Source organism: Puniceibacterium sediminis (assembly GCF_900188035.1).
In the GTDB taxonomy this organism is placed as follows: Bacteria; Pseudomonadota; Alphaproteobacteria; order Rhodobacterales; family Rhodobacteraceae; genus Puniceibacterium; species Puniceibacterium sediminis.
The window spans coordinates 1-25704 of sequence record NZ_FZNN01000021.1; the positions used below are offsets into that span (position 1 = coordinate 1).

Genomic DNA, 25704 nt, shown 5'->3' on the forward strand with positions numbered 1-25704 from the left:
CGGTAGCGGGCGGGAGGTGGCTTGCTCATAAAGACCCTCTAACCGCATAGATTCACGTTGTGAATCGTCCATAGTCAGAGTTGTGCAACAATGCCCGTCGGAATGTTCGAGAAGGGCTGAGGTAGATCATACGCAGACCCTCACATAAGGGGCAAGTCGGGGACTCAAGCGTCGCATGGGCGATCGAGTATGTTGCGCGCTCCTGGCGAAAATTTGCTCTCAAATAGCTCTGCGCTGTAGCACCTTGAAAAACTAGTAACCTAATGTTTTCATATCGGTTATCCTGTTCTGGGAGGCATGAACATAACTGGGAAGCGGAGTTTCCAGTTCCGCAGCCTGCTAGCCCTTGAACGGCCCTTGATCGGCCAGATCAGTGGGTATTATACGCGTATTGAACAGCACTTAGCCGAACTATACCCATGTTGCCGTCTCAGCGTCACAGTGCGCCCGGAAATGGCGCATAAGGCACCATATCTGTACTTCAATGCGTGGTGCTCGCCCATGAGATCACGGAATCTTGATCCGCGAGGTGGTCCATGCAAGCAAAGCCGAGACCATAAAGGCGGCAGCCTGATTTGAAGCCCTGCTTCACCTTGACACGGCCGCTATGGGGTCGAAAGAACTGGACCACCCCCGTTGGCGGCTTTAGTCAGTCGAATAAGTACAGTTGGTCGGTCCCCTCATAATTGACTTGAAAAATTGAATGTGATTTACGAGCGGATCAACAAAATAACAGGTCATTACATGTTTCGCAAACCCACTCTTCCAGAATATGATATTCAGGATGTTGGTTCGCTCATTTCGCAGGTTTTCGGTGATGTAGATCCCGAAAAGTTGTCAGCGTTTGTGCCTGTCAAGAACGAGCTACCGCTCCTGCCAGCCTTTCTAGCCCATTACCGCAGACTGGGATTTGAGCAGTTTCTTGTCTTTGATGACCGATCAAATGACGGCACGTTCGAGTACCTTCGAAAACAGAAGGACTGTGTGGTAATCCATACAGCCATGACCTTCGGAGAAGAGTTGATATACACTGGCGAGACGCACAAGAACTCGCGGGTTCAGCGGTTCGGAACATTCGCTAAAATGGCCATCCCGCCGTACTTCATGAATGGAAAATTTGTCGCGTATTTCGACGCTGACGAGTTTTTGATATTACCGCCGGGTGTCACTCATATCCGAGAGGTCTATGATCGGATCGAGGAAATCGGAAGTTCGGGCGCATTGGCGACGATGGTGGAGTTTTTCCCGCGCTCCACGGCTGAGTTTAAAAAGCCACTACCGCATTCTTTTGACGGCCTGATGGACGCTTATGGCTGGTTCGAGGCGGAGCCTCTGTTCGATCCCATGGCAGAAATGGATGGCAGAGGAAAACCGATTTTCGTCAATCCTTCGAAATCCATGCGCCTGTTCGAACACTATGGGGTGCAACCGTCAATCATCCGAGAGACATTGCGCGAAAAAATATATCTGTCATCAAAGGAAAAGAAAAATCAGGAGTTCAACCGATCTGCTCGGCACAAAACTCCTATCCTTAAACGCACGGATGACTCTTTTCTGTTCACATGTCATGATGCCATCACCCCTCCCAAGGGAGAAATTCTTCTGACCTTGGCTCATTTCGTCTTCACATCGAACTTTGCGCGCAAGATCCAGAATGCGCGCAAGTGGAAGGCGCACGTGAAGGGCGCCGCCAAATATCGGTACTATCAGGAACTTCTCGATAGGATGTCGGATGTCGAGGACGGGTTCCTGACTGATCGGTCTCAGCGCTACGAAAACCCCCAGCAATTGATCGACGCTGGCTTGATGCGCTGGTAATCTGTTGCGATAGGGGGCTCTCTTCTAAAGATGAGTGCCGAAGATATATCCGGTCAAGCATATCAAATTCATCAAGATCGGGTGTGTGCGTTGATTAACAATTGCGCCGAAGTAAAAGGACGTCTCTGAAAAATGTTGAGAGCCAAGCTCCGAAGACTCTGGAGCAAGCCACGCAATCGAGCACTTCTTGTCGTCTCGCCATTTCTGCTGCCGACACTGCCGGTGAGCCTCCCGATCTATCTTGTGATCCGTAACCGGAGGAGGAAGGCACGGAAGGCCGCAAAGGCAGGCCGCGCAACTGACAACCGACCGAAAATGGGTGAGTTGGCAGGCAAACTTTCGTCGCTGTCGCCGCCTCTGCGCGATGCCCAAGCCGAAGCGCGGATGGACGAAATGGTGGATACCTTTGCGCTGTGCCGGATCATCGGCAACGACCTTGTTCCGCGTCACAGATCCGGTCAGGCGCTTGAAAATGTGAAATTCATTCTCGAAAACGAACCAGAGCTGGCGGACTGCAAAAAGCTTTGGTTGCTTAACCGGATATTCGATCCCGATACCGAGGTGGCCTTGATCGACCTTCTCGAAGCACACGGGCAGACCTATGAGCGGCTGAATTTCGATCCTGGGAAAGTACCGCGAATAGGATATGATTTCGCAACGATCCGGGACGGGTCCATCTTCTTGGATGGCCGTTTGGATGAGATGGGCGATGCAATTGCACTGCGCCTGCGGTTGCAGACGTATCGTGCACGCAATAACTATGTCATGAACAACAACGGCGCGCGCAATCACGCGCTCGAGATGTGCCGTATGCATGCGAAATGGGCGCTGCCCTTCGACGGAAACTGCTACTTTACGCAAGATGCCTGGGAAGCGCTTCGTTCTGGCATCCTGGCAAACCGTGACAAGCGGTATTTTACAGTTCCAATGGCGCGGATGCTCGACAATCAAAGTCTGCTCGTGGATGGTTGTGCACCCATCGCGCAGGATGAACCTCAGATCGCGTTCCGCAATGATGCGCTTGCGCGATTCGATACGGCCTATCCGTATGGCCGCCGACCGAAGGTCGAGTTATTTGTGCACCTTGGGATCGAAGGTCCATGGACGGATTGGCCGGTAAATGACTTCGACGAGCCGCCCCGTAAAGTCAGCGCCGAAGGGTATCGCGTAGGTTCAGCAGGGTGGGTGGCCCGGCTGTTTTCCGGCGAGGCAAAACTTGAGGGGTCTGGCAAAAAGAATACCGCGCAACGCGGTATTGCTCGGGATGAGGCGATCTGTCTGACACTCGATACACTTGAAAAACGCGCCATTCGGGCTGGTGATGCCGCGCAAGCTCCAGTGTTTTATCAGCTCGCCGGGCGATCATCTGAGGGTTTTGACGAGCAAGTATTGCACCAAGCGGCAGACGAAGCGATGACCCGTGGGCCGTTTTCTGTGACGGACAAGCCAAAACCGGGGCCCAGCGGCAACCTGCATGATTACTACCACCCCGCCCCGTACTGGTGGCCTGATCCGAAAAAGCCGGGCGGTCTGCCCTACATTCGGAAAGACGGCGAACGTGTGCCGGGAACAGAAATGTACGAAGCTGGCAGCGAGCAGTATGATCGAAGCGGTTTGCAGCGTGTCTTCGATGATACCACGACTCTTGCGCTGGCCGTCCGGTTTGGCGCTTCGCAGAAGCATCACGATCACGCCTGCAATCTTGTCCGAACCTGGTTCATAAATCCTGAAACCTGCATGGCCCCGAACCTGACATCGTCACAAGTGCGGCGCGGCCATCAAGGAGATCGTGGTCAGCCATCAGGTCTAATCGAGACCAAGGATTTCTATTACTTTCTTGATGCAATCACCCTGCTTGACGACCCGGATCTGACAGCCGGAATGCGGGCCTGGTGCACTAAGTTCCTCGATTGGCTCGAAAACAGCGAGCAGGGCACCAAAGAACGGTCTGCGCTGAACAATCATGGTACCTGCTACGACCTGCAATGCGCCGCTCTGGCTGCCTTTCTTGGCGACGAAGACAAATTGCAGCAGATCAATCATCGGGCGCAAGCGCGCCTCCTGGCGAGTATCACTCAGGACGGGGACCAACCGCATGAATTCGCGCGCACTCTGACGCTGCACTACGGCGTCTTCAATCTGCAAAGCTGGATCAATCTGTTTGATTTGCTCGAAGGGACAGGTCTGCACCCATGGAACAGTCAAGCGGGGCAGAGGCTCGTGGTTGCCACCAGTTGGTTGCTGAACGAGGCGACGACCACGTGGACGTTGCCACAGATCAAGCCATTTGATCACCGACGTCTTGTGCCACTAGCTTCGTCTCTCATGGCGCGATCAGGCGAACATGTGTCTTTGTCGGCTGATGCGCCTGCCTGTTTTCCGCCCCATGATGGCATTGCGCTCTGGTGGCGGTTAGGTAGAAGCGTGGGGTAACCGGAGCGACCACCTCACTAACGAAATCTGGGAATGCAGAATGAAGACACTGATTCATATCGGATTGCCAAAGACGGGCAGCACGGCTCTGCAGCATGCGTTGCATGATGCGCAGATGGATCTGAGGTCGCAGGGCATCCTGTATCCTGATCCGACTGTCCCCAAGGCTTACAATCACGGCCTTCTCGCCGCGGCGATGATGACCAGGGATGAACTGCCCCGGGAATACCGCTTTCTTGAGGAAAGTGATCTACAAGAACGTACCGAGGTGTTTCTTGAAGGCCTGCGTCGCCAAATTCGCGATGTGCCTCACAACCTTTTGATTTTATCATCCGAGTATTTAAGCCGATTCTACTTGTCAGAGAACGCAGAGGATTTCTTAAAATTCTTTACGGATCTCGGTGCAGATCAAATTGAAATTCTGGTATATATCCGCCGCCCCTCAGATTATTATCTGTCCGCCTCTCAGCAACGGTTGAGAGCGTCCTCGCAGCTTTCTGCGCAAGAACCGCGGGATGTGTGTGGTGTACTTGAAAACTTCCGCACTTTGTTTCCCGCAGCAGATATTACGGTAAGACTCTTTGATCGCAATAGTCTCGAAGAAGGAGATGTTGTTGCGGACTTTGCATCAAATTATGCCCCTAATTGCCGCGCCGCACTTCTGACAGCAGCGCAAGCTGCGTGGAGCAATGAATCGAGCTCGGCCGAAGGAATGGCTTTGCTGCAGGATTACCGGCGGACGTTTTTCCCTCATGACGACGACGTTTTTAAGTCTGGATCAGGGAGACTTTTTCGCCTTTTGCAAAAGATTGAAAAAGAGCACAACGTGCCCAGACCACGTTTAAAAGCCGAGATCCGCGACTCCATCGACTATTCCTCGCCCAGCCCGCTTATTCTGCGCGATTCCTACGGTATCGAGTTCCGTGATTTTGATTACGGCAGGCTGGAACGTGGTGATTTCGCCGGGCCTATTGAAACACCAAGCGATGTAACCGACATAGTAAACGTCGATCGCACCCGGCTTGCGGACATGGTCGGTGACCTTGCCAAGGCAAAGAAATTTCGCAGCACCGAACACACAATCTGGCTACAGGATTTTGCCAAACGGTTTGATCTGCCGGCGGGGCAGCGCAAATCTAACGGCATTGGATATCGGATTCTAAGCAAGCTTGGTATCGCAAGGCCCAAAAGGACTCTGAACTGATGGCCAAAGATAAAACGGTATCTGCCGGCCAAGCGGTTTCGACGGCGCGCCGACTGGTAAGCGAGGCCCTTGCCACGCGCTGGAAGCTTTTTGCGATCTCGCTGATCTGCATGCTTGGCGTTGCAGCCTTTACCGGCGCGCTCGCCTATTCCACCCGGCTGATCGTGAATGATGTCTTTGTCGACGAAAACACGAACAAAGCTATCTGGGTGGCCTTGTTGGTAATCGGCGTTTCCATCGGCAAGAGCTTTTTCCAGTATGCGAACTCAGTGATTGCCGTGCTCTTTGACCGATCGATTTCCGCTCATTACCAAAAGCGCATCTTCAAGGCCACCATCGCAAAGAATGTCGAACAGTTCGCGGGTAAACATGGCTCGACACAAATGTCCCAGATCAAGATTCTCGGGAAGGCGTGTGGCTCAAGCGTAATCAACCTTTGCAACAAGATGCTGACCGATACGCTCACGCTGATTGCGCTTTTCGGCGTCATGCTGTTCCAGGATCCGGTCATGACGCTTGTCGGAAGTACGCTTATCCCGATCATCTTCTGGCTCGTGGCTCACCTCTCCAAGCGTGTCCGCGCTGCGGCAAACGCAGAGACCGAGCTGACGGGGGCCTTTTTCAGCTTGGGTACCGAAGCGATCGACGGGATCAAGACGGTCAAAAGTTATCAGCTTGAGGGCAAGTCCATACGCCGCTTCGAAGCGGCGGTCGACAAGCTCGAAGAGCGCCTGTTCGGCATCGCCAAAGTGACCTCAGCGACCGTGCCAATCATGGAGCTGCTTGGCGGTGTTGTCATTGGCCTGTTCGTTATTTATGCGGCCTGGCAGACGGTCAATCATGGCAAGACGCCCGGTGAATTTACTGCCTTCATCACGGCGTTTCTAATGGCCTATCAACCTGCTGAACGCATTTCCAAAATCTGGGTGGAACTGCAGAAGACGCTCGTCCAGGCCGGCAGAATGTATGACCTTCTGGATGAAAAGCCGACCCTGAGAACAGACGGGACCACGGAAATCGACGACTCGGTCGCTTCGGTCAGCTTTCGTGATGTGAGCTTTGCCTACGGCAAAAAAGTGCCCGCTCTGAACCGGGTCAGTTTCGAAGCGGTCGCTGGCCAGCGCATTGCCATTGTCGGGCGCTCTGGGGCAGGTAAGAGCACGCTCATCGACCTCATCCAGCGGTTCTATGACCCTACCGAGGGTGTCATCGAGATTGACGGAATTAACCTGCGCGAAATCAAAGAGGAGTCGCTTCGTCGTAACATCGCGCTGATCTCGCAGGACGTTTTCCTCTTCGATGGGTCCATCCGCGACAACATTCGTGATGGCAACGTCGCCGCCACCGACGCACAGATCGAACAGGCTGCACGGTTGGCGCAACTTGGCGATCTGATCGCCGAAGCGCCGCAAGGACTCGATAGTCAGGTCGGACCGAACGGACGTGCGCTGTCGGGTGGTCAGAAACAGCGCGTCGGAATCGCCAGAGCCTTCGTCAAAAATGCCAAGATCTACATCTTCGACGAAGCGACGAGCGCATTGGATGGCCAGACCGAGCGCGCGGTGATGGAGGCGCTTGACGAAGCTCTGTCGGACGCAACGGCGTTCTTCGTCACCCACCGCGCGTCTACGCTTGAGCATGTGGACAAGGTGATACTATTGGACGGCGGCCATTTGGTCGCGTTTGACACCCCCCAGTCTCTGCTCGAAACAAACCCTCTATTCGGCGAATTGTTTGAGCCCAGCCAAGGTACAAAACAGGGTAATACTCCCGTTTTGAACGGGACGAGGTCGTAGACCCTACGCAGCCATTTTCGGTTTTCACTACGGTGTGATGCCGCTGATGTATTCCGGACCATAGCTCTTCACCCGACCTACTGCGTTCTATGTCGGGTGAAGCTGGCTGCTTGGGTCAGCAACCATTCGGCCACGTCCTCCCAGATCCGCCTGCGCCACCGCGTCAGAGATGAGGCCTCATCACGGCTCTGGAATTCACAAGGGTTCTACAGCCAGAATACAAAACCCTGCGATTTCACCACACAGTTTTGGCAAGGCTGACCATCCGTTCTTCCATGTTCCATAGTGCGTCTCGTTTGGTGCAACAAAGGCGATCAAAGGAGTGGCATAAAACCGCGCCGGGGCGGTTTTTTCTGCGCCATCTTAAGGGATTGCGAGGATATCGGCTTTTGCACGGCGGGCCTGCTGGGCATAGTGCGGCAACATCCGCACACAGGAGAACGGGCATGGCGCGCACCGATACGCTGAAACTGGGCACTTTTGTTTACACCTTCGGCTTCCACCCTGCCGCCTGGCTTCATCCGGGGTCGGATGTGACGGGGGCCAACAACATCGACCACATGATAAAGGTCGCGCAGATATCCGAAGCTGCCTGCCTTGACTTCATGTTCTTTGCCGACAGCCCCGCCGCCGCCGTGGGCCATCCAGAGGCGTTGGCCCGCCAGCCGACCAAGATGAACCGGTTCGAGCCGATCACGGCGATCACCGCGCTTAGCATGGTCACAGAAAGCCTCGGTTTCGTCGCAACCGCTTCGACCAGCTATTACGAACCCTACAATATCGCGCGGCTGTTCGCCTCGGCGGATCATATCTCGGGTGGGCGGATCTGCTGGAACGTGGTGACCTCGGATCATGACGAAACGGGCTACAACTATAACCGCCAAGGGCTGGACCCCCACGCAGACCGCTATGACCGGGGCGAGGAATTCCTGGATGTGGTGCTGGGCCTGTGGGACAGCTGGGAAGATGACGCTCTGCTGCTCGACCGCGAAAATGGTGTTTATCACGACAAGGACAAGCTGCACACACTGGACCATGTGGGCAAGCATTTCCAGGTGCGCGGGCCGCTGAACATCGCGCGCACGCCTCAGGGCCGGCCGGTGATCGCCCAGGCGGGCGGGTCCGAACGCGGCCGCGAACTCGCCGCGCGCACCGCCGAGGTGGTGTTTTCCCTTGCCTCGAACATCGACAAGAACAAGGCGTTCTATGCGGACGTCAAGGGACGCATGGGCAAATATGGCCGCGACCCGTCGGACCTGAAGATCATGCCGGGCATTGTCGTCAACGTCGGCGAAACCCGCGCCGAGGCAGAGGCCCGCGCGCAGGAAATGGTCGATGTGATGCACCCCGAGGTGGGCCTGCTGATGCTTCAGGAGTTCCTTGAGACGGACCTGCATGGCGCCGATCTTGATCAACCCTTTCCGATGGATCGGATGCCCGCCAAGGCCAAAGGATCGGTTGCGATGTTCGAGGGCGTAAAGGAATTCGTTGAGCAGGGGCACACCCTGCGCGAACTCATCACGCATTATGCCCGCCAGCACACCGGCAATGGTCTGACCGGATCGTATATTGAGGTCGCGGACTACATGCAGGAGTGGTTCGAGGCAGAGGCCGCAGACGGTTTCATCCTGATGTGCCCCACGCTGCCATCAAGCCTGGAGGATTTCACGCGCCTTGTGGTGCCAGAACTGCGCCGCCGCGGTCTGTTCCGCGATGCGTACGAAGGCAAAACCCTGCGCGAAAACCTTGGCCTGTCCTTTCCTGTGAACCGCTACGCCGCAGCGCGCGATGCGGCCGAGTAGGGTGCCCGAAATGATCCATCCCGCTCTTGTCGCTTTGACTGCCCGGTTCGGCGCACAGATCGAAACCGGCAGCGCCCTGCGCGACCAGCACGGCGCGGGCGACAGCTGGCACGCCGCCGCGCCCCCGGATGCCGTGCTGTTTGCAACCACCACCGCAGATGTCTCGGACGCGCTGGCAATCTGCCATGAACATGGATTTCCGGTTGTGGCCTTTGGGCACGGGTCCTCGATCGAGGGGCAGACACAGGCGGTTCACGGCGGGCTGAGCATCGACCTGACCGCCATGACCGCGATCCTGCGGGTGTCACCCGAAGATATGGATGCCACAGTGGAATGCGGTGTCACCCGGCAGCAGCTGAACGAACACCTGCGTGACACCGGGTTGTTCCTGCCAATCGACGTGGGCGCCCATGCCACTCTGGGTGGGCTTGCCTCGACCCGGGCGTCGGGCACCATGACCGTGCGCCACGGAACCATGCGCGCGCTGGTGATGGGGCTGACTGTGGTGCTGCCGGATGGTGAGGTCATCCACACAGGGGGCAGGGCGCGCAAATCGTCATCGGGTTACGACCTTTCCGCGCTGTTTGTCGGTGCCGAAGGCACTTTGGGGATCATCACCGAATTGACCCTGCGCCTGACCGGAATACCCGAAGCGGCCCGGGCGGGGATGTACAGTTTCGCCCGGATATCCGATGCCACGCAGACGGTGGTCGAGGCGTTGCAATGCGGGCTGAGCCTCAACCGGATCGAGCTGCTGGACGCGCTGCAGATGCGCGCGATCAATGCCTACAACAAGACCGATCATCCAGAAACCGCGACCCTGATGATCGACATGACCGGCAGTGCGGCGCAGGTCGCGGCAGATCAGGACACGTTCGGCCAGCTTGCCGCCGAAAACGGGGCGACTTTGGCGCCTTGCCACACGACCGAGGAATATAATGCCCTCTGGGCGCTGCGACATTCGGCACTTTATGCGGCGCGTGCCCTGCGCCCGGGGTGCAAGAGCCTGTCCACGGATGTTTGCGTGCCGGTGTCGGAACTGCCCGGCATCATCGACGCAATTCAGTCCGAAATCGCGGCGGCGGGGGTGGTGGCCCCCCTGCATGGTCATGTCGGTGACGGGAATTTCCACCTCGTGATGCTCTTTGATCCCGAAGTTCCTGAGGAACAGACCCGCGTAAAACAACTGAACGCACGTCTTGTCGCGATGGCGCTGGAATGCGGCGGCACCGCAACCGGAGAACATGGCGTCGGTCTGGGCAAAAAGGCCTTCATGGAGGCCGAGCACGGCGGAGCATTGAACCTCATGCGGCGACTGAAGCAGGCGGTTGATCCAAAGGGCATCCTCAATCCGGGCAAGATTTTCGATCTGTAGGGACTGGGGCAGAGGTCAATAGCTACCGGTCGGCGCAAAAGGCACCTGCCACCGGCTTGATCCCGGGCGTATCGGGCCGGGATCTGTCGTTCATAGACCTTTGGGCATGGTTGTGGCATGCGCCCAATTGTTGGGCGGTCAGCGGAAAAGGTGCTCATTGGGCGGGCGGTGACCTACGGATACCCACTTCCCACACGCCTCATTTTGCTGTTCACTGCCATTTGTATACACAAAATAAATGCGGCGTTCTGCGACGTCACGGCCACACGAACCATCAACAAAGATGCCCCGTCAGGGGCGCACAGGGAGACTATCCATGCGCAAGCCCTTACTTGCCGCCCTCACCGGAGCGGCCCTTCTTCTTGGAACCACCCTCACCGCGCAGGCTGAGGACGCGCTGGAACGCGTCATGGCGGCCGGTACGCTGAAGGTCGGCACCGAAACAGCCTTTGCCCCGTTCGACTATATCGATGCGGGCACCCACACCGGTCTCAACATGGACATCTACGAAGAGATCGGCAAGGAAATGGGCGTCGAGATCGAGTGGATCACGCTGGACTGGACCGGCGTTCTGCCCGGTCTGGAAGCGGGCCGTTTCGACGTCGTTGCCGGCCCTGCGACCATCACCAAGGAACGCATGACGCGTTACCGTTTCTCCAGCCCGATTGCAGAGGCGACCGTCGCCCTGCTGGTCGGTGCGGACAGCGATATCGCAGCGCCCGCCGACATCGCGGGCAAGCCTGTGGGCTCTGGCACCGGTACGGCGCAGCTGGCACAGCTTCAGGCCTTTGGCGCGACGCTTGACCCGGCCCCGACCGAATACCGCGAATACGTTTCGTTCAACGAAGCCTATGCCGACCTTGCCGCTGGCCGTATCGACGCGATGGCCAATTCGCTGCCCAACATCGCCTTTGTCGCCAGCCAGCGCCCCGAAGTGTTCAAGGTCGTGACACCCGCATTCGGCACCCCGACCTACTTTGGCTTTCCCGGCCGTATCGAACCGGAATTCGCCAGCCTGATGGACAAAATCGACGAGATCCTGCTGGCGATGAAGGCCGACGGACGCATGGGTGCGCTGCAGGAAAAGTGGTTCGGCACCACCTTTGACATGCCCGACTATGTGACAGATCCCAGCATCTGATTGTGAAAATGCGTGGCGGGGCAGCTATGTCTTCCCGCCGCGCACCTACTGACAAGGCGTCCCCCCGATGACCTGGTATCTATTCCAGTTGCTGCTGCAGGCGTCGCTGATGACGATCTTTGTCAGCGCGATTTCGATCCTGGCCGGGCTGGTCTTCGCCGTGTTCCTGTCGGCCATGCGCATGTCCGGCAATGGCTGGCTGTATAATGGCGCGGGCCTTTTCATATCGTTCTTTCGCGGTGTGCCGTTGCTGGTCCAGCTTCTGCTGATCTTCAACCTGCTGCCGATCATCGGTATCACCCTGCCCAGCCTTGCCACCGCGATCATCGGCCTGTCGCTGTGCACCGCCGCCTATCAGGCGGAAAATCTGCGGGGCGGGTTTGAGGGCGTGCCCATCGGCCTGATCGAAAGCGCCGAAATGGCCGGGTTTTCCCGCGTGCAGACATTCATCTATATCCGCACCCCCATCGCCCTGCGCCTGACCTTTCCTGCGCTGGTGAACGAGGCGATCCTGATCCTGAAATCCTCATCCCTTGTTTCGGTCGTGGGGCTGGTCGAGCTGACCAAGATGGCGCAGAACCTGTCGGCATCGACTTATCAGCCGCTGCCGATCTTTGCCTCGGCCGGCCTTATCTATCTTGTGATCAACCTGACCGTCGCCTTTGCCGCCCGCCGGGCCGAAGACGCGCTGCCCGGATTGCCAGCCAAATGAGTTTTGATTTCGCCGTCATCTTTGCCAAGGGGCCGCAGATTCTGGCCGGTCTGGGTGTCACTATCCTGATCTGGGTGGTGGGCACTGCGCTGGCCGTTGTGCTAGGTTTTCTTGTCGCCACCGCGCGTCGTTTTGGCGGGCGCCTTGTCAACACGGCGCTGATGATCCCGGTCGAGGTGCTGCGCGGCACGCCCTTCCTGGTGCAGATATTCCTGTTGTATTTCGGCGGGCCCTATATCGGTCTGCGGCTTGACCCGATCACGGCGGGCCTGCTGGGCCTGTCGATCTATGGCGCGGCCTATTATTCCGAGATTTTCCGCGCCGGCTACCTTTCGGTTCCGCCGGGCCATGTCGAGGCAGCGGATTGCGTCGGGTTTTCGCGGGTGCAGACGATCCTGTACATCCAGCTGCCGGAAATGGCCCTGCTGGTCCTGCCGCCGTCGCTGAACATGGTGGTGATCCTGCTCAAGGACACGGCGTTGCTGTCACTGATCACGGTGCCGGAAATGACGATGACGGTCAGCGCCATCGGATCACAGCAATACGCTTTCGTTGAATCCATCGTGGTGCTGGCGCTGGTCTATTGGGGCCTTGTCGAACTGGCCAACGCCCTGGGCCGCATCGCAGAACGCAAAATATCAAAACTGAGACTGACCTGACATGACCGACAGCGCCATCAGCATCAAGAACGTCTCGAAACAGTTCGGCGACACGGTCGTGTTGCGCGACATCAACCTTGAGGTGCCGCGCGGGCAGGTGTCCTGCCTCATCGGGCCGTCGGGGTCCGGCAAATCGACCCTGCTGCGCTGCATGGCTTTTCTGGAAGAGGCCAATGCAGGCACGATCCTGATCGAGGGCGAGCCGCTGGGCTTTGTCGAAGGCCCAAATGGGAGGCGCAAGCAGACGGCAGCAGAGTTGCGCCGGACGCGCAGCAAGATCGGTATGGTGTTCCAGCAATTCAACCTTTGGCCGCATATGACGGCGCTGGGGAATGTGGCCGCGTCCCTGCGCCGGGTGCGCAAGATGTCGCGCAAGGACGCCGAGGAAAAGGCGATGGCGCAGTTGGAAAAGGTCGATCTTGCCCCCCGCGCGCATCACTATCCATCGCAGCTGTCGGGTGGCCAGCAGCAGCGGGTGGCCATTGCCCGCGCGCTGGCGCTGGACCCCACGATCATGCTGTTTGACGAACCCACATCGGCGCTGGATCCGGAACTGACGGGCGAAGTGCTGAACGTCATGCGCACCCTTGCCGATGAGGGGATGACCATGGTCGTCGTGACTCACGAGATCGGATTTGCGGCATCGGTTGGCAACAATGTCTGTTTCCTGGATCACGGCAGGCTGCTGTTCCATGACACGCCGGAAAAGGTTTTCGCCGCCCCGCGCAATCCACGGCTGGAACAGTTTCTCGATACCTATCTGGATCGCGGTGCCTTTCTGGTGCAGTAGCGCGGGTCAGAGATCAGCGCGGAGGAGCATAGATGACCCAGCCACGACGGATCAGCCAGCACGACAAAATCACCGCTGAAATCCGCGAATTGATCGTGTCGGGAAGGTGGCTGCCGGGGCATCAGCTGCCGGTCGAGACGGATCTGGCGCAGCTCTATGGCGTGTCGCGCATGACGATGAACAAGGCGCTGACCCGGTTGGCGCGCGAGGGGTTTCTGATCCGCCGCAAGAAACGCGGCACCTTTGTCGCCCAGCCGCGCGCCCAGTCCGCCGTCATGGAAATCGCGGATATCGAGGCCGAGGTCGGTTCGATGGGGCAGGATTACCGCTTTGTGCTGTTGTCGCGAAAGGTGATCGCGATGAGCGAATTCGAGGCGGCAGATGTCGGCTGCGGTGCGGTCAGAGGTCAGAGCGCCCTGCGGGTCGAAGGATTGCACAGTGCCGATGGTCAGCCGTTCTGCCATGAAACCCGTCTGGTGAATCCCGATCAGGCGCCCGGCGTGCTGGAACAGGATTTCAGCGCCACGCCGCCGGGCACATGGCTGCTGCGGCAGGTGCCGTGGAGCGAGGCAAGCCACCGCATCCGCGCCCTGAACGCCGATGCGGATATAGCGGCCAGTCTGGCGCTGAATGATGGGGATGCCTGTCTTGAGATCGTCCGCCGCACCCGCACCGCCGAAGGCTGGGTCACCTGGGCGCGGCTGGTTTACCCGGGCGACAGCCATCAGCTGCACGCGGCCTTTGCACCGAGGGACCAGAGCGATCAGGGGTAGGGCAGTCCCTGGAACAGCAGGGCCGCCCGGAATAAAGCCGTTTTGGCGCTTTGGTAAAGCCAGCGCGCAGATCCGAGTGACGACCAACACCTGACCATAAAGCGCCTCGCTCAACCGTTGGCAGCGCCACCCCACGGGCAGGCGCTCACCCGGCTTCTCTGTTCAATCGGACGAAACGGCCAAATCCTGTTTCCGGATTGCCACATACAGCGCCTTGCCTGCGCGAACCTCTGTACCCGTGACTGCGGCCAGATCGCCCGCTTCCAGACCCATCTCGGCCACAGGCTCCAGCGCAAAGAGATACCGCGCCACGGCGGCCGCGCCCAGGATCGAGGCGTCATAGCCGACAACTGCGCGGTACGGCGCCCGGGTCTGCAGGTTCAGAACCTGCGTCTTGGGCCCGTCATGGGTGCAGAAACAGTCTGCGTCGCCGGAAAAGGCAAAGGGCGCATCGCCCGGGCCGATATGTTGTTCCATTCCGGGCAGGCGCAGGGTGACCGCCCCGCCCTGAAAGGGCGAGAACACCCGCTCCAGCCCGGGGAAATGCGAAAACGCGGCAGAGCGCGTGATCAGGGCTGTGCTCACCCGCCAGTCAAGGGTGTCCCAGCCGGAACCTTCCGGGCTGGTGAGGATGACGGACATCGTGCCCGCGCCGTTCTTCCACGGCGCAGACACCCGGTCCGCTGCGCGCCAGATTTTCACCCAAGGATCCGGGGCAGGCGCAATCCGTTGGCGCGCGCGCAGTCGATCGCCTCGGGGTACCCGGCATCTGCATGCCGCCACACGCCCGAGGCCGGGTCGTTCCACAGCACACGCTCCAGCCGTTTCGCGGCTTCGGGCGTGCCATCGGCGCAGATCACCACTCCGGCGTGCTGGGAATATCCCATGCCGACGCCGCCGCCGTGGTGGATTGATACCCAGGTCGCCCCCGACGCCGTATTGACCAGCGCGTTGAGCAATGGCCAGTCGCTGACCGCGTCCGATCCGTCACGCATCGCTTCGGTTTCGCGGTTGGGGCTTGCGACCGAACCGGCATCCAGATGGTCGCGTCCGATGACCACTGGCGCGGACAGCTCTCCGCTGGCGACCATTTCGTTGAATTTCAGTCCCGCGCGGTGCCGGTCACCCAGACCGATCCAGCAGATCCGCGCCGGCAGTCCCTGAAACGCGATGCGGTCGCGTGCCATGTCCAGCCAGCGGTGCAGCCCTTCGTTTTCGGGAAAGAGTTCCTTCATGGCCTGATCGGTCTTGTAGATGTCTTCGGGATCGCCAGACAGCGCCACCCAGCGGAACGGCCCGACGCCGCGACAGAACAGCGGACGGATGTAGGCGGGCACAAAGCCGGGAAAGGCAAAGGCATCGTCCAGCCCCTCATCCTTGGCCACCTGCCGGATGTTGTTACCGTAATCCAGTGTCGGCACACCGGCGTTCCAGAAACCGACCATGGCCGCGACGTGAACCTTCATCGACGCACGCGCGGCGGCATTGACCGCCTTGGGGTCGGTTTCCTGTTTGGCGTGCCATTCGGCCACCGACCATCCCGCCGGCAGATAGCCGCGATAGGGGTCATGGGCCGAGGTCTGGTCGGTCACGATATCGGGCCGCCCGTTTGGCAAAGGTTCGCCCGCCTGCATCCGGCGCAGGATTTCGGGAAAAACCTCGGCGGCGTTGCCGATCAGCGCGACGGATTTGGCCTCGCCTGCCTTGGTCCAGCGGTCGATCAGCGCCAGCGCCTCATCAAGGCTATGGGTCTTTTCATCGCAATACCGTGTGCGGATGCGGAAATCCGCGCGGGTTTCGTCGCATTCCACCGCAAGACAGCAGGCCCCGGCCATCACGGCGGCCAGCGGCTGTGCGCCACCCATGCCGCCAAGCCCGCCCGTCAGGATCCATTTTCCGGTAAGGTTGCCGTCGTAATGCTGGCGGCCAGCCTCGGCAAAGGTCTCATAGGTCCCCTGAACGATGCCCTGCGCGCCGATATAGATCCAGGACCCGGCGGTCATCTGGCCGTACATCATCAGGCCCTTTTTATCCAATTCGTTGAAATGGTCCCAGTTGGCCCATTCCGGCACAAGGTTGGAATTGGCGATCAGCACGCGGGGGGCATCCGTATGGGTGCGGATGATGGCGATGGGCTTGCCCGATTGCACCACCAGTGTCTCATCCGCCTCAAGGTCGCGCAGGCTGGCACAGATGGCGTCGAAATCCTCCCATGTGCGGGCCGCGCGCCCGATGCCGCCGTAAACCACCAATTCGTGCGGGTTTTCGGCCACGTCGGGGTGCAGGTTGTTCATCAGCATCCGCAGCGGCGCTTCGGTCTGCCAGCTTTTGGCGGTCAGCTCCGGGCCGGTGGGCGGATAGATGTCACGCAGGTTGTGGCGGGACTCTGGCATGGGTTCGATCCTTTCAGGCAAGCGTGGGGGCAAGGTCGATGAGATCCTGCAAAATGTGTTTCAGGACGCCGCGCAGCGCTTCGGCCTTGTCTGCGTCCAGTGCGAAATCCGGCTCTTCGCGCGCCAGATGGCTGGACTGTGCCAGCTCCATCTGGATCGTGTGGATGCCAGCGTCGGGCGTGCCATACTGCCGCGTGGTCCAGCCACCCTTGAACCGCCCGTTCAGAACGGTGCTGCGACCCGAGCCGGTGCAGCGCGCCCTGACCGCGTCGGAGAGAGCGGGTGCACAGGTCGCCCCCTCGTTCGTGCCGATGTTGAAATCGGGCAGGGTGCCGTCGAACAGCCATGGGATGACCGAGCGGATCGAATGACAATCATACAGGATGGCAACGCCGTGCCGTGCGCGGACCCGGGCCAGTTCAGCCTCAAGTGCTGCGTGATAGGGGCGGTGCCAGGCGGTCAGGCGTGCGGCAGTATCAGCCTTGGTCGGCTCTTGCCCCTCGCGCCAGATCGGAGCGTTGTCAAAGGTGCTTTGCGGGATCAGCCCGGTGGTGGTCTGTCCGGGATACAGGCTCGCGCCCCCGGGGTCGCGGTTGGCGTCGATCACGTAGCGGTGGAAATTCGCGGCAACGCAGGTCACCCCCGGCACCAGATCGCGGTAGAGCGCATCGATATGCCAATCGGTGTCGCGCAGCAGCTGGCCTTCGCCGTTCAGGCGGGCGCGGATATCGCCGGGCACATAGGTGCCGGTATGGGGAAAGCCCAGAACCAGCGGGCTGTCGCCCCGGGTGACGGTAACGGGATGCATCAGAAAACCTCCGGTAGGGGAATGCCGCCCGATATTGACGCGGCCTGCGCCAGCGCGCCGCTTGCGACAAGCGCACCGGCGGCGTCAAGATCGGGTGCCATGTAACGATCTTCGGCCAGTGCAGGCACGGTCTGGCGAAGTGTGGCGATGACGGATTGCAGAACCGGGGATGTGACCAGCGGGGCGCGCATGTCGATACCCTGCGCGCCGGTCATCGCCTCGACCCCGACAATCCAGAACAGGTTCTGCGTCATCTGCAACAGCCGCCGCGCGCCGTGGCAGGCCATCGAGACGTGATCCTCCTGGCTGGCGCTGGTCGGCGTGGAATCGACCGAGGCGGGATGGGCCAGCTGCTTGTTTTCGCTCATCAGGGCGGCGGTCGTGACCTCGGCGATCATCAGGCCCGAATTCAGCCCGGGCGCGGGCGACAGGAACGCGGGCAGCCCGTAGTTCAGTGTCGGGTCCACCAGAAGCGCGATACGGCGCTGGGAAATCGCGCCGATTTCGGCCACCGCCAGTGCGATCTGGTCGGCGGCAAAGGCCACCGGTTCTGCATGAAAGTTCCCGCCAGACACAATGGACCCGTCCGACAGGACAAGCGGATTGTCCGTCGCGGCATTCGCCTCGATCCGCAGGGTGGTCGCGGATTGGCGCAGCAGGTCAAGGCAGGCGCCGCCCACCTGCGGATGGCAGCGGATGCAATAGGGGTCTTGCACCCGTTCGTCGCCCGTTGCGTGGCTGTTGCGGATGTCCGACCCGTCCAGCAGCGCACGCAGGCAGGCGGCAACTTCGATCTGTCCGGGCTGGCCGCGCAGGGTCTGGATTTCCTCGGCAAAGGGCGCCGTGGATCCCATCGCCGCATCCGTGGTCAGCGCGCCCGTGACGATCGATGTCTGCAACGCCCGCATCGCACGGAACAGCCCGGCCAGCGCCAGCGCGGTGGACACCTGTGTGCCGTTGATCAGCGCCAGACCTTCCTTGGCGGTCAATACCACAGGGGCCAGCCCGGCGCGCGACAGCGCCTCGGCCCCCGGCAGGCGGTCGCCGTCAAAATCAGCCTCGCCTTCGCCGATCATCACGGCGGCCATATGCGCCAATGGTGCCAGATCGCCCGAGGCGCCTACCGATCCCTTTTCCGGAATCACCGGCAGCACACTGCGCGCCAGCATTCCCTCGAGCAGGGTGATCAGTTCGGGACGCACGCCAGACGCGCCGCGCCCAAGCGACATCAGCTTTAGCGTCAGGATCAGATGAACGATCTCAGGCGCGAGCGGCTCGCCAACGCCGCAGCAGTGGGACAGGATCAGGTTGCGCTGCAGGGTCGTCACATCCTTGGCCGCGATCCGCATTGATGCGAGTTTACCAAAGCCGGTGTTGATGCCGTAGACCGGTTCATCACCGGCCGCGACCTCAGCCACCCGGGCGGCGGCGGCGGTGATCCCCGGCAGGGCAGAGGCATCCAGCGTGACCGGAGTCCGATGCCAGTAGATCTGTGCCAGCGTGGCCAGATCCACCGTGCCGGGGATCAATGTCAAGGTATCGGCCATCAGACGTATTCCCCTTTGAAGACCCGGGCTTTCAGCGGGTTGAACCCGATGCGGTTGACCAGCAGGGCAACGCTGTCCACGTCCCAAAGCGCAAAGTCCGCAGACATCCCTGGCGCGATACGCCCGGTTTTATTTTGCAGGCCCAGGGCCTGCGCGCCGTGACGTGTGACGGCGGCAAAGCATTCAGGCACCGTCAGACGGAACAACGTCGCCCCCATGTTCATGGTCAGCAAAACTGAGGTGACGGGCGATGTTCCCGGGTTGCAGTCGGTTGCCAGCGCCATCGGCACACCCGCCGCGCGAAAGGCGGCGACGGGGGGCGACTGGGTTTCGCGCAAGGTATAGAACGCCCCCGGCAGCAGAACCGCGACCGATCCGGCAGCGGCCATCGCGGCGGCATCCTCGGCATTTGCGTATTCCACGTGGTCCGCCGACAGCGCGCCGTATTTCGCTGCCAGAAGCGTCCCGCCGGACCGGCTAAGCTGTTCCGCATGCAGTTTGATCGGCACACCCAAAGCAGCGGCATGTGCAAAAAGCGGCTCCAGTTCATCCACCGAAAAGGCGATGCCTTCGCAGAATCCGTCCACGGCATCGACCAACCCTTCGGTCAGGGCGCGGTCTAGGCCGGCGATCGCCACCTCCTGTATATACGCCGCTGCGCGGCCCTTGTAGGCGGGGGGTAATGCGTGTGCCGCGAGCCAGGTGGTCACAACACGCAGGGGCCTCAGCTGGCCTAACCGGCGGGCCGCGCGCAGCATGTTCAGCTCTGCCTCGATATCCAGACCATAACCCGATTTGATTTCGACCGTGCCGACGCCTTCGGCCAGCAGGTGGTCAAGCCGGGGCAGGGCGGTCTCTACCAGCTCCTCCACAGTCAACGCGCGGGTCGCCGCCATGGTCGACGCAATCCCGCCGCCTTCGCGGGCGATCTGTTCATAGCTGGCACCCTCAAGGCGCAATTCGAATTCCCGCGCGCGGTCGCCGCCAAACACCAGATGTGTGTGACAATCCACCAGCGCAGGCGTCAACAACGCGCCGCCGCAATCGACAACCTCGGCCCCGGGCGCGTCAATACCGGGCGCCACCTGAACAATCCGGCCGTTGTCACACAGTGCATCCACAGTTTCCGGGTGGATCTGTTCACTCTGCCCCGTGATCACCCGCGCATTGGTCCAGAGTCTCAACATCCCAATCTTCCGCCTTTTCCTATGCCCATATTAAGTATATACATATTAAAGCGGCATCGGCATAGCGCAAAACATAGTGGTCGGGAGAGTTGTCATGCAAATCATCGCTCAACAGGCCCTGCTGCCCGAAGGGTGGGCAGAAGGCGTTGCCATCACGGTGCAGGATGGTCTGATCGCTTCGGTGGCACCTGCAGGACCGGGCGCTGCCGCCAATGCGGGAACCGTGGTGCCGGGGATGGCCAATCTGCACAGCCACGCGTTTCAGCGCGGTTTTGCCGGGCTCACCGAACAGCGGGGCGCGGCGCGGGACAGCTTCTGGACCTGGCGCGAGATGATGTATCGCTTTGCGCTCCAGCTTGACCCCGACGGGGCGCAGGCGATTGCCGAGATGGCTTATGTCGAGATGCTTGAGGCCGGTTTTACCCGCGTCGGCGAATTCCACTATCTGCATCATGCGCCTGATGGGCGGCCCTTTGACGACCGGGCTGAGATGTCGGCGCGGATCTTTGCCGCCGCCGATGCGACGGGTCTGTCGCTGACACATCTGCCAGTGTTCTATGCCCGTGGCGGATTTGGCCCGCAGCCTGCGACTGAGGGGCAAAGGCGGTTCCTGAACGGGGTGGATGGCTTTGTCGATCTGGTGCGCCGCTGCGATGCGATGGCGACGCGGCCCGGGGATGTGGTCGGCTATGCGCCACATTCCCTGCGTGCGGCCAGCAAGGGGGACCTGATGGCGCTGACGGCTGCACTGACCGACCGCAAAGTGCATATCCACATCGCGGAACAGGTAAAGGAGGTCGAGGATTGCCTTGCCTTCAGCGGATCGCGCCCTGTCGATTGGTTGTTTGACCATATGGAGGTCACGCCCGACTGGTGCCTGATCCACGCCACCCATCTGAGCGAGGATGAGGTCACGCGCATGGCCAAATCCGGCGCGGTCGCGGGGCTGTGTCCGGTGACTGAGGCCAATCTGGGCGACGGCATCTTTGCCGGGCGTGATTTCCTGTCTGCCGGGGGGCGGTTCGGGATTGGCACCGACAGCAATGTGCAGATCGGGCTGGCGGGGGAGTTGCAGGCGCTGGAGTATTCACAGCGCCTGAGTTTGCGCGAGCGCAACGTGTTGACGCCCGTGCCCGGGTCAACCGGCGAGCAGCTATTTACCGCCGCTCTGGCAGGGGGCGCGCAGGCGCTTGGCGCGCCGGAGCCTGTGATCGCCGTGGGCGCCCCGGCGGATCTGGTGGCGTTGGAGGATCCTTTTGATTTGGGCACTGGCGGGGCGCAGACGCTTGATCGCTGGATTTTTGGCCGGGATATTCGGGTGCGCGACGTCTGGGTGCGGGGGGCGCATCTGGTGCAGGATGGGCGGCACAGGGCACGGGATGCAATTGCGCAGCGGTATGGTCAGGTGGTGCGGGCGGTTCTGGCACAGTAGGTCCAGAATGAGAGGCGCGGGCGTGAACCGTGCCGCAGTAGGTCCAGCCCGGAATCAAGTCGGTTTGGCACCGCCGGGCCGGACCCGGCCACGGTTGGGCACTGCCCTCTGTGGCGCGGGTCTATGTCAGGTGAATTTCCGGAACAGCTTGGTCTGGTCGAACATCTCTTCCAGCGTTTCCATGCGGCGGCGGGTGTCTTCCCATAACAATCCCTGGACGGCGGAAATCATCGTTTCGACCAGTAGCTGAGGGGTGGCGAGCGAATCCCAGGCCGAGGGCACAACGATGCGGCTGGAAAAGCAGATCCCGGCCAGCGCGTGGATGGGCGAACGCCATTGATCGGTGAACAGGATGATTTGCGCGCCCCGGGCAACGGCCATTTCGGCCAGCTTCAGGGTGTTGTTTTCGTACCGGCGCATGTCGAAAATCACGAATATATCGCCCGGTCCGGCATCGAGAAGGTCATGCGGCCAGGTGTTCGAGGTCGATTGAATATGCGTCACCCCCGGCCGGATGACCTGCATGTGCAGATAGAGATATTCCGCCAAGGTATGGGTGATCCGCCCGCCGACAATATGCACCTTGCGGTCGGGATCGGCGATCAGGGCACAGGCGGCATCAAAGGCTTCGGGTTCGATCTGGGCCAGTGAATGGCGGATGTTGTCGATCACGGCTTCGGTAAAACGGTTCAGGATATGGCCAGACGGTGCGCCCTCGGCCCAGTTGTCATACTTGGCGATGGGGCTCTTGACCTTGGCGCGCAATTCTTCGCGCAATTCGGCCTGAAAATCGGGATAGCCTGAATAGCCCAGTTTCTGAACCATGCGCAGAACCGTCGGCCCCGACACCCCGGCATCCCTTGCCAGCGCCGACAGGGGGCCAAGGCCGCTCGCCGGATAATTCTCAAGGATCGCATGGGCCAGCTGCCTTTCGGCACGGGTCAGCGTGTCGAGCTGAGACTGGATACGCTCTGCGATGGTGAGGTCAGTCCGGGACAAGGGAATCGCCTGTTTTGATGATATTCGTTACAGCGTTATATCAGATGTGGGATTTATTACATTAAGTGATTGACAGAATCCCTTGCTCACCCGAGTGTCTGCACCAACCCATGGACACAACATGGAGGGGACGGGGATCAGATGCCTTTGAATGCAACGCCAGACTTGTCACCGGTTGTGACCGTGCGCCCCGGCCACGGCGCCTCTGGTCTGGTGCTTGTCTGCGAACATGCGTCCGCCATGATCCCGCCGGAATTGAAGGCTCTGGGCCTGTCAGATGCTGACCGTCTGAGCCACGCCGCCTGGGATCCGGGCGCAGTCGCTGTGGCCAAAGGAATGGCAGCCGAATTGGGTGGGGCGCTTGTCTCGTCTGAAATCTCGCGTCTGGTCTATGATTGTAACCGCCCGCCCGAGGCCCCCGATGCGATGCCCGCGCAAAGCGAGGTGATCGTGGTGCCCGGCAACGCCGCCCTGAGCGATGCTGACCGGGCCGAGCGTGTGCGGCTTTATTACGAACCCTTCCGCGCCGCGCTGGCAGCAGAGGTCGCAGCGCACCCGGCGCCGGTCCTTGTGACCATCCACAGTTTTACGCCGGTCTATTACGGCAAGCCCCGATCGGTCGAGATTGGCGTGCTGCACGACAGCGATGCGCGGCTTGCCGATGCAATGTTGGCCGTCGCGGGGGACCACACGGCGCATAGAACCGAACGCAATGCCCCCTACGGCCCCGAGGATCGCGTCACCCATACCCTGCGTGAACATGCGCTGCCGGGCGGGCATCTGAACGTGATGATCGAAATCCGCAACGACCTGATTGCGACCGAAGCGCAGCAAAACACCATGGCGGCGATGATGTCTGCATGGCTGGCGGCGGCCCTGGCGCAGATAGGCAGGGGGCAGGATGCGTAAATATGCCTATGGATTCATCCGTGGTGTCGATGCGGTGAACCACCGGATCGGGCGGATCGTGATGTACGGGATCTTTGTGCTGATGGGCATCCTGATCTGGTCGTCGGTCAGCAAGACGTTTTTTATGCCGTCGCTCTGGACGCTGGAAATGGCGCAGTTTGCGATGGTGACCTATTACATCCTTGGCGGGCCTTATTCGATCCAGCTGGGGTCGAACGTGCGGATGGACCTGCTGTATGGCGAATGGTCGCTGCGCAAGAAGGCCTGGGTGGATCTGATCACCGTCCTGTTTCTGATCTTCTATCTTGGCGTGTTGTTATACGGCGCCGTGGGATCGACGGCCTATTCGCTGGGATATTACGGCTCCGAGCCGTTTTCGTTCTTTGGTGGTCTGATCACCGGGGCTGAATCCGTGGGCCGGATGGAAACCTCGCCAACGGCCTGGCGGCCCTGGCTGTGGCCGATCAAATCGGTGATGATCCTGGGGATTTTTCTGATGTTGATGCAATGCATTTCCGAGTTGTTAAAGGACGTTCTGCGTCTGAAGGGTGAGACGATCTGATGTCCTATGACCTGATTGCCACGCTTATGTTCGCGACGATGATGCTGATGCTGCTGACCGGGCAGCGGGTATTTGGCGCCATCGGTTTTGTCGCTGTGATCGCGGCGCTGTTCCTGTGGGGCGACCGGGGCGGTTATGACCTTGGGTTTTCCGCCGCCATGAAGCTGATGAAATGGTATCCGCTGCTGACCCTGCCGATGTTCATTTTCATGGGCTACGTGCTGTCGGAATCCAAGATTGCCGACGACCTCTACAAGATGTTCCACGTCTGGATGGGGGGGCTGCGCGGCGGGCTTGCCATCGGGACGATCGGGTTGATGGTGCTGATTTCGGCGATGAACGGGCTGTCGGTGGCGGGCATGGCGATCGGGTCGACCATCGCGCTGCCGGAGCTGCTGAAGCGTGGCTATGACAAACGGATGGTCACGGGGGTGATTCAGGCGGGATCAAGTTTGGGCATCCTTGTGCCGCCCTCGGTCGTGCTGGTGCTTTATGCGATGATCGCCCGTCAGCCGGTGGGGCAGTTGTGGCTGGCCGGGGTCGTGCCGGGCCTGATGATGGCCGCAATGTTCATCGCCTATATCGTGATCCGCTGCTGGATCAATCCGGTTCTTGGTCCCGTGCTGCCTGCCGAAGAGCGCAACATCCCCCGCGCCGAAAAGCTGCGCCTGCTGCGCGCCGGTATCCTGCCGCTGGTGATCTTTGCCACGATGATGGTGCCTTTCGTGAACGGCTGGACAAGCCTTGTCGAAAGTTCGGCCATCGGCGCGCTGGCGGCGTTTCTGGCGGCCGTCCTGAAGGGGCGGATGACCAAAGAGGTGTTCGAGAATTCGGTGCGCAACACGCTGGGCATCACCTGCATGTTCATGTGGATCATCCTGGCCGCGCTGGCCTTTGGTGCGGTGTTTGACGGGCTGGGCGCGGTCAAGGCGATCGAGGGGCTGTTTACCGACCGCCTGAACCTGTCGCCATGGATGATCCTGATCCTGATGCAGCTCAGCTTTATCCTGATGGGCACGTTTCTGGACGACACGGCCATGCTGGTCATCGTTGCGCCGCTTTATGTGCCGCTGGTCGGGGAGCTTGGCTTTGACCTGATCTGGTATGGCATCCTTTATACGATCACCACGCAGATCGCCTATATGACGCCACCGTTTGGCTATAACCTGTTCCTTATGCGCGCCATGGCTCCGCCCGAGATTACCCTGCGCGACATCTATGCGTCGATCACGCCGTTTGTTGCGGTGATGGTTCTGGCGCTGGTGTTGGTGATGATGTTCCCCGGGATCGCCACATGGTTGCCCGAATACGTATACAACAAACCCTAAGAGCCGCCGCCAAGGTAGCCATTCCCCAACAAAGGA

At 60.1% G+C, this 25704-nt stretch carries 21 protein-coding genes; 15 read left to right on the forward strand and 6 right to left on the reverse strand.

Annotated features, from left to right (window positions below):
• Positions 1–744 precede the first annotated feature (744 nt).
• The 11 genes from CHB75_RS17860 (at position 745) to CHB75_RS17910 (ending at position 14503) form a co-directional block, all read left to right on the forward strand.
• On the forward strand, positions 745–1818 hold the full coding sequence (locus tag CHB75_RS17860) for a glycosyltransferase family 2 protein (RefSeq protein ID WP_089272998.1): 1074 nt from the start codon (positions 745–747) through the stop codon (positions 1816–1818).
• Positions 1819–1950: 132 nt separating this feature from the next.
• On the forward strand, positions 1951–4251 hold the full coding sequence (locus tag CHB75_RS17865; RefSeq protein ID WP_089273000.1) for an alginate lyase family protein: 2301 nt from the start codon (positions 1951–1953) through the stop codon (positions 4249–4251).
• Positions 4252–4291: 40 nt separating this feature from the next.
• On the forward strand, positions 4292–5455 hold the full coding sequence (locus CHB75_RS17870) for a hypothetical protein (RefSeq protein WP_089273002.1): 1164 nt from the start codon (positions 4292–4294) through the stop codon (positions 5453–5455).
• The gene (locus tag CHB75_RS17875) at positions 5455–7251 is read left to right on the forward strand and encodes an ABC transporter ATP-binding protein (protein WP_089273004.1); all 1797 of its coding nucleotides are present in this window, start codon (positions 5455–5457) and stop codon (positions 7249–7251) included. The genes CHB75_RS17870 and CHB75_RS17875 overlap by 1 nt, the downstream gene beginning before the upstream one ends.
• A gap of 446 nt (positions 7252–7697) precedes the next feature.
• Positions 7698–9053 carry an LLM class flavin-dependent oxidoreductase gene (locus tag CHB75_RS17880; RefSeq protein WP_089273005.1) on the forward strand — a complete coding sequence of 452 codons (1356 nt, stop codon included), beginning with the start codon at positions 7698–7700 and terminating at the stop codon, positions 9051–9053.
• A 10-nt stretch (positions 9054–9063) separates the two neighbouring features.
• On the forward strand, positions 9064–10428 hold the full coding sequence (locus CHB75_RS17885) for an FAD-binding oxidoreductase (RefSeq protein ID WP_217898806.1): 1365 nt from the start codon (positions 9064–9066) through the stop codon (positions 10426–10428).
• Between the two features lie 316 nt (positions 10429–10744).
• Positions 10745–11569, forward strand: a complete 825-nt coding sequence (locus CHB75_RS17890; protein ID WP_089273009.1) for a transporter substrate-binding domain-containing protein — start codon at positions 10745–10747, stop codon at positions 11567–11569.
• A 67-nt stretch (positions 11570–11636) separates the two neighbouring features.
• Complete coding sequence (locus CHB75_RS17895) at positions 11637–12281, forward strand: amino acid ABC transporter permease (protein WP_089273011.1); 645 nt, start codon at positions 11637–11639, stop codon at positions 12279–12281.
• Positions 12278–12940, forward strand: coding sequence for an amino acid ABC transporter permease (locus tag CHB75_RS17900; RefSeq protein WP_089273013.1), 663 nt, complete (start codon positions 12278–12280; stop codon positions 12938–12940). The genes CHB75_RS17895 and CHB75_RS17900 overlap by 4 nt, the downstream gene beginning before the upstream one ends.
• A 1-nt stretch (position 12941) precedes the next feature.
• Entirely contained in the window at positions 12942–13730 is a 789-nt protein-coding gene (locus CHB75_RS17905; protein ID WP_089273015.1) for an amino acid ABC transporter ATP-binding protein, read from the forward strand.
• A 32-nt stretch (positions 13731–13762) separates the two neighbouring features.
• Positions 13763–14503: a histidine utilization transcriptional repressor HutC gene (locus CHB75_RS17910; protein WP_089273017.1), complete on the forward strand. Its 741-nt coding sequence runs from the start codon at positions 13763–13765 to the stop codon at positions 14501–14503.
• 162 nt (positions 14504–14665) lie between these two features.
• Here the strand turns inward: CHB75_RS17910 and CHB75_RS17915 are convergent, their stop codons facing one another.
• Genes CHB75_RS17915 through hutI form a run of 5 tightly spaced genes read right to left on the reverse strand, consistent with a single transcriptional unit; the run spans position 14666 to position 20438 of the window.
• Positions 14666–15205: a HutD/Ves family protein gene (locus CHB75_RS17915; RefSeq protein ID WP_089273019.1), complete on the reverse strand. Its 540-nt coding sequence runs from the start codon at positions 15203–15205 to the stop codon at positions 14666–14668.
• The gene (hutU, locus tag CHB75_RS17920; protein ID WP_089273021.1) at positions 15202–16896 is read right to left on the reverse strand and encodes a urocanate hydratase; all 1695 of its coding nucleotides are present in this window, start codon (positions 16894–16896) and stop codon (positions 15202–15204) included. Before hutU ends, CHB75_RS17915 begins: the two co-directional genes overlap by 4 nt.
• Positions 16897–16909: 13 nt before the next feature.
• Positions 16910–17704, reverse strand: a complete 795-nt coding sequence (gene hutG / locus CHB75_RS17925; protein WP_089273023.1) for an N-formylglutamate deformylase — start codon at positions 17702–17704, stop codon at positions 16910–16912.
• Positions 17704–19251, reverse strand: coding sequence for a histidine ammonia-lyase (gene hutH / locus CHB75_RS17930; RefSeq protein ID WP_089273025.1), 1548 nt, complete (start codon positions 19249–19251; stop codon positions 17704–17706). The genes hutG and hutH overlap by 1 nt, the downstream gene beginning before the upstream one ends.
• Positions 19251–20438 carry an imidazolonepropionase gene (hutI, locus tag CHB75_RS17935; RefSeq protein WP_089273027.1) on the reverse strand — a complete coding sequence of 396 codons (1188 nt, stop codon included), beginning with the start codon at positions 20436–20438 and terminating at the stop codon, positions 19251–19253. Before hutI ends, hutH begins: the two co-directional genes overlap by 1 nt.
• A 94-nt stretch (positions 20439–20532) precedes the next feature.
• On the opposite strand from hutI, the gene CHB75_RS17940 reads away from it, so the two are divergent.
• Positions 20533–21870, forward strand: a complete 1338-nt coding sequence (locus tag CHB75_RS17940) for a formimidoylglutamate deiminase (protein ID WP_089273029.1) — start codon at positions 20533–20535, stop codon at positions 21868–21870.
• 126 nt (positions 21871–21996) lie between these two features.
• Here CHB75_RS17940 and CHB75_RS17945 read toward each other — a convergent pair whose 3' ends face one another.
• The gene (locus tag CHB75_RS17945) at positions 21997–22869 is read right to left on the reverse strand and encodes a MurR/RpiR family transcriptional regulator (protein ID WP_089273031.1); all 873 of its coding nucleotides are present in this window, start codon (positions 22867–22869) and stop codon (positions 21997–21999) included.
• 141 nt (positions 22870–23010) lie between these two features.
• Between CHB75_RS17945 and CHB75_RS17950 the strand changes: the two genes are divergently transcribed.
• From CHB75_RS17950 to CHB75_RS17960, 3 genes are read left to right on the forward strand one after another with little or no spacing between them, the layout of a single operon-like run.
• Positions 23011–23778: an N-formylglutamate amidohydrolase gene (locus CHB75_RS17950; RefSeq protein WP_089273033.1), complete on the forward strand. Its 768-nt coding sequence runs from the start codon at positions 23011–23013 to the stop codon at positions 23776–23778.
• Positions 23771–24340, forward strand: a complete 570-nt coding sequence (locus tag CHB75_RS17955; protein WP_089273035.1) for a TRAP transporter small permease subunit — start codon at positions 23771–23773, stop codon at positions 24338–24340. The genes CHB75_RS17950 and CHB75_RS17955 overlap by 8 nt, the downstream gene beginning before the upstream one ends.
• Entirely contained in the window at positions 24340–25668 is a 1329-nt protein-coding gene (locus CHB75_RS17960) for a TRAP transporter large permease (RefSeq protein WP_089273037.1), read from the forward strand. Before CHB75_RS17955 ends, CHB75_RS17960 begins: the two co-directional genes overlap by 1 nt.
• Positions 25669–25704 lie beyond the last annotated feature (36 nt).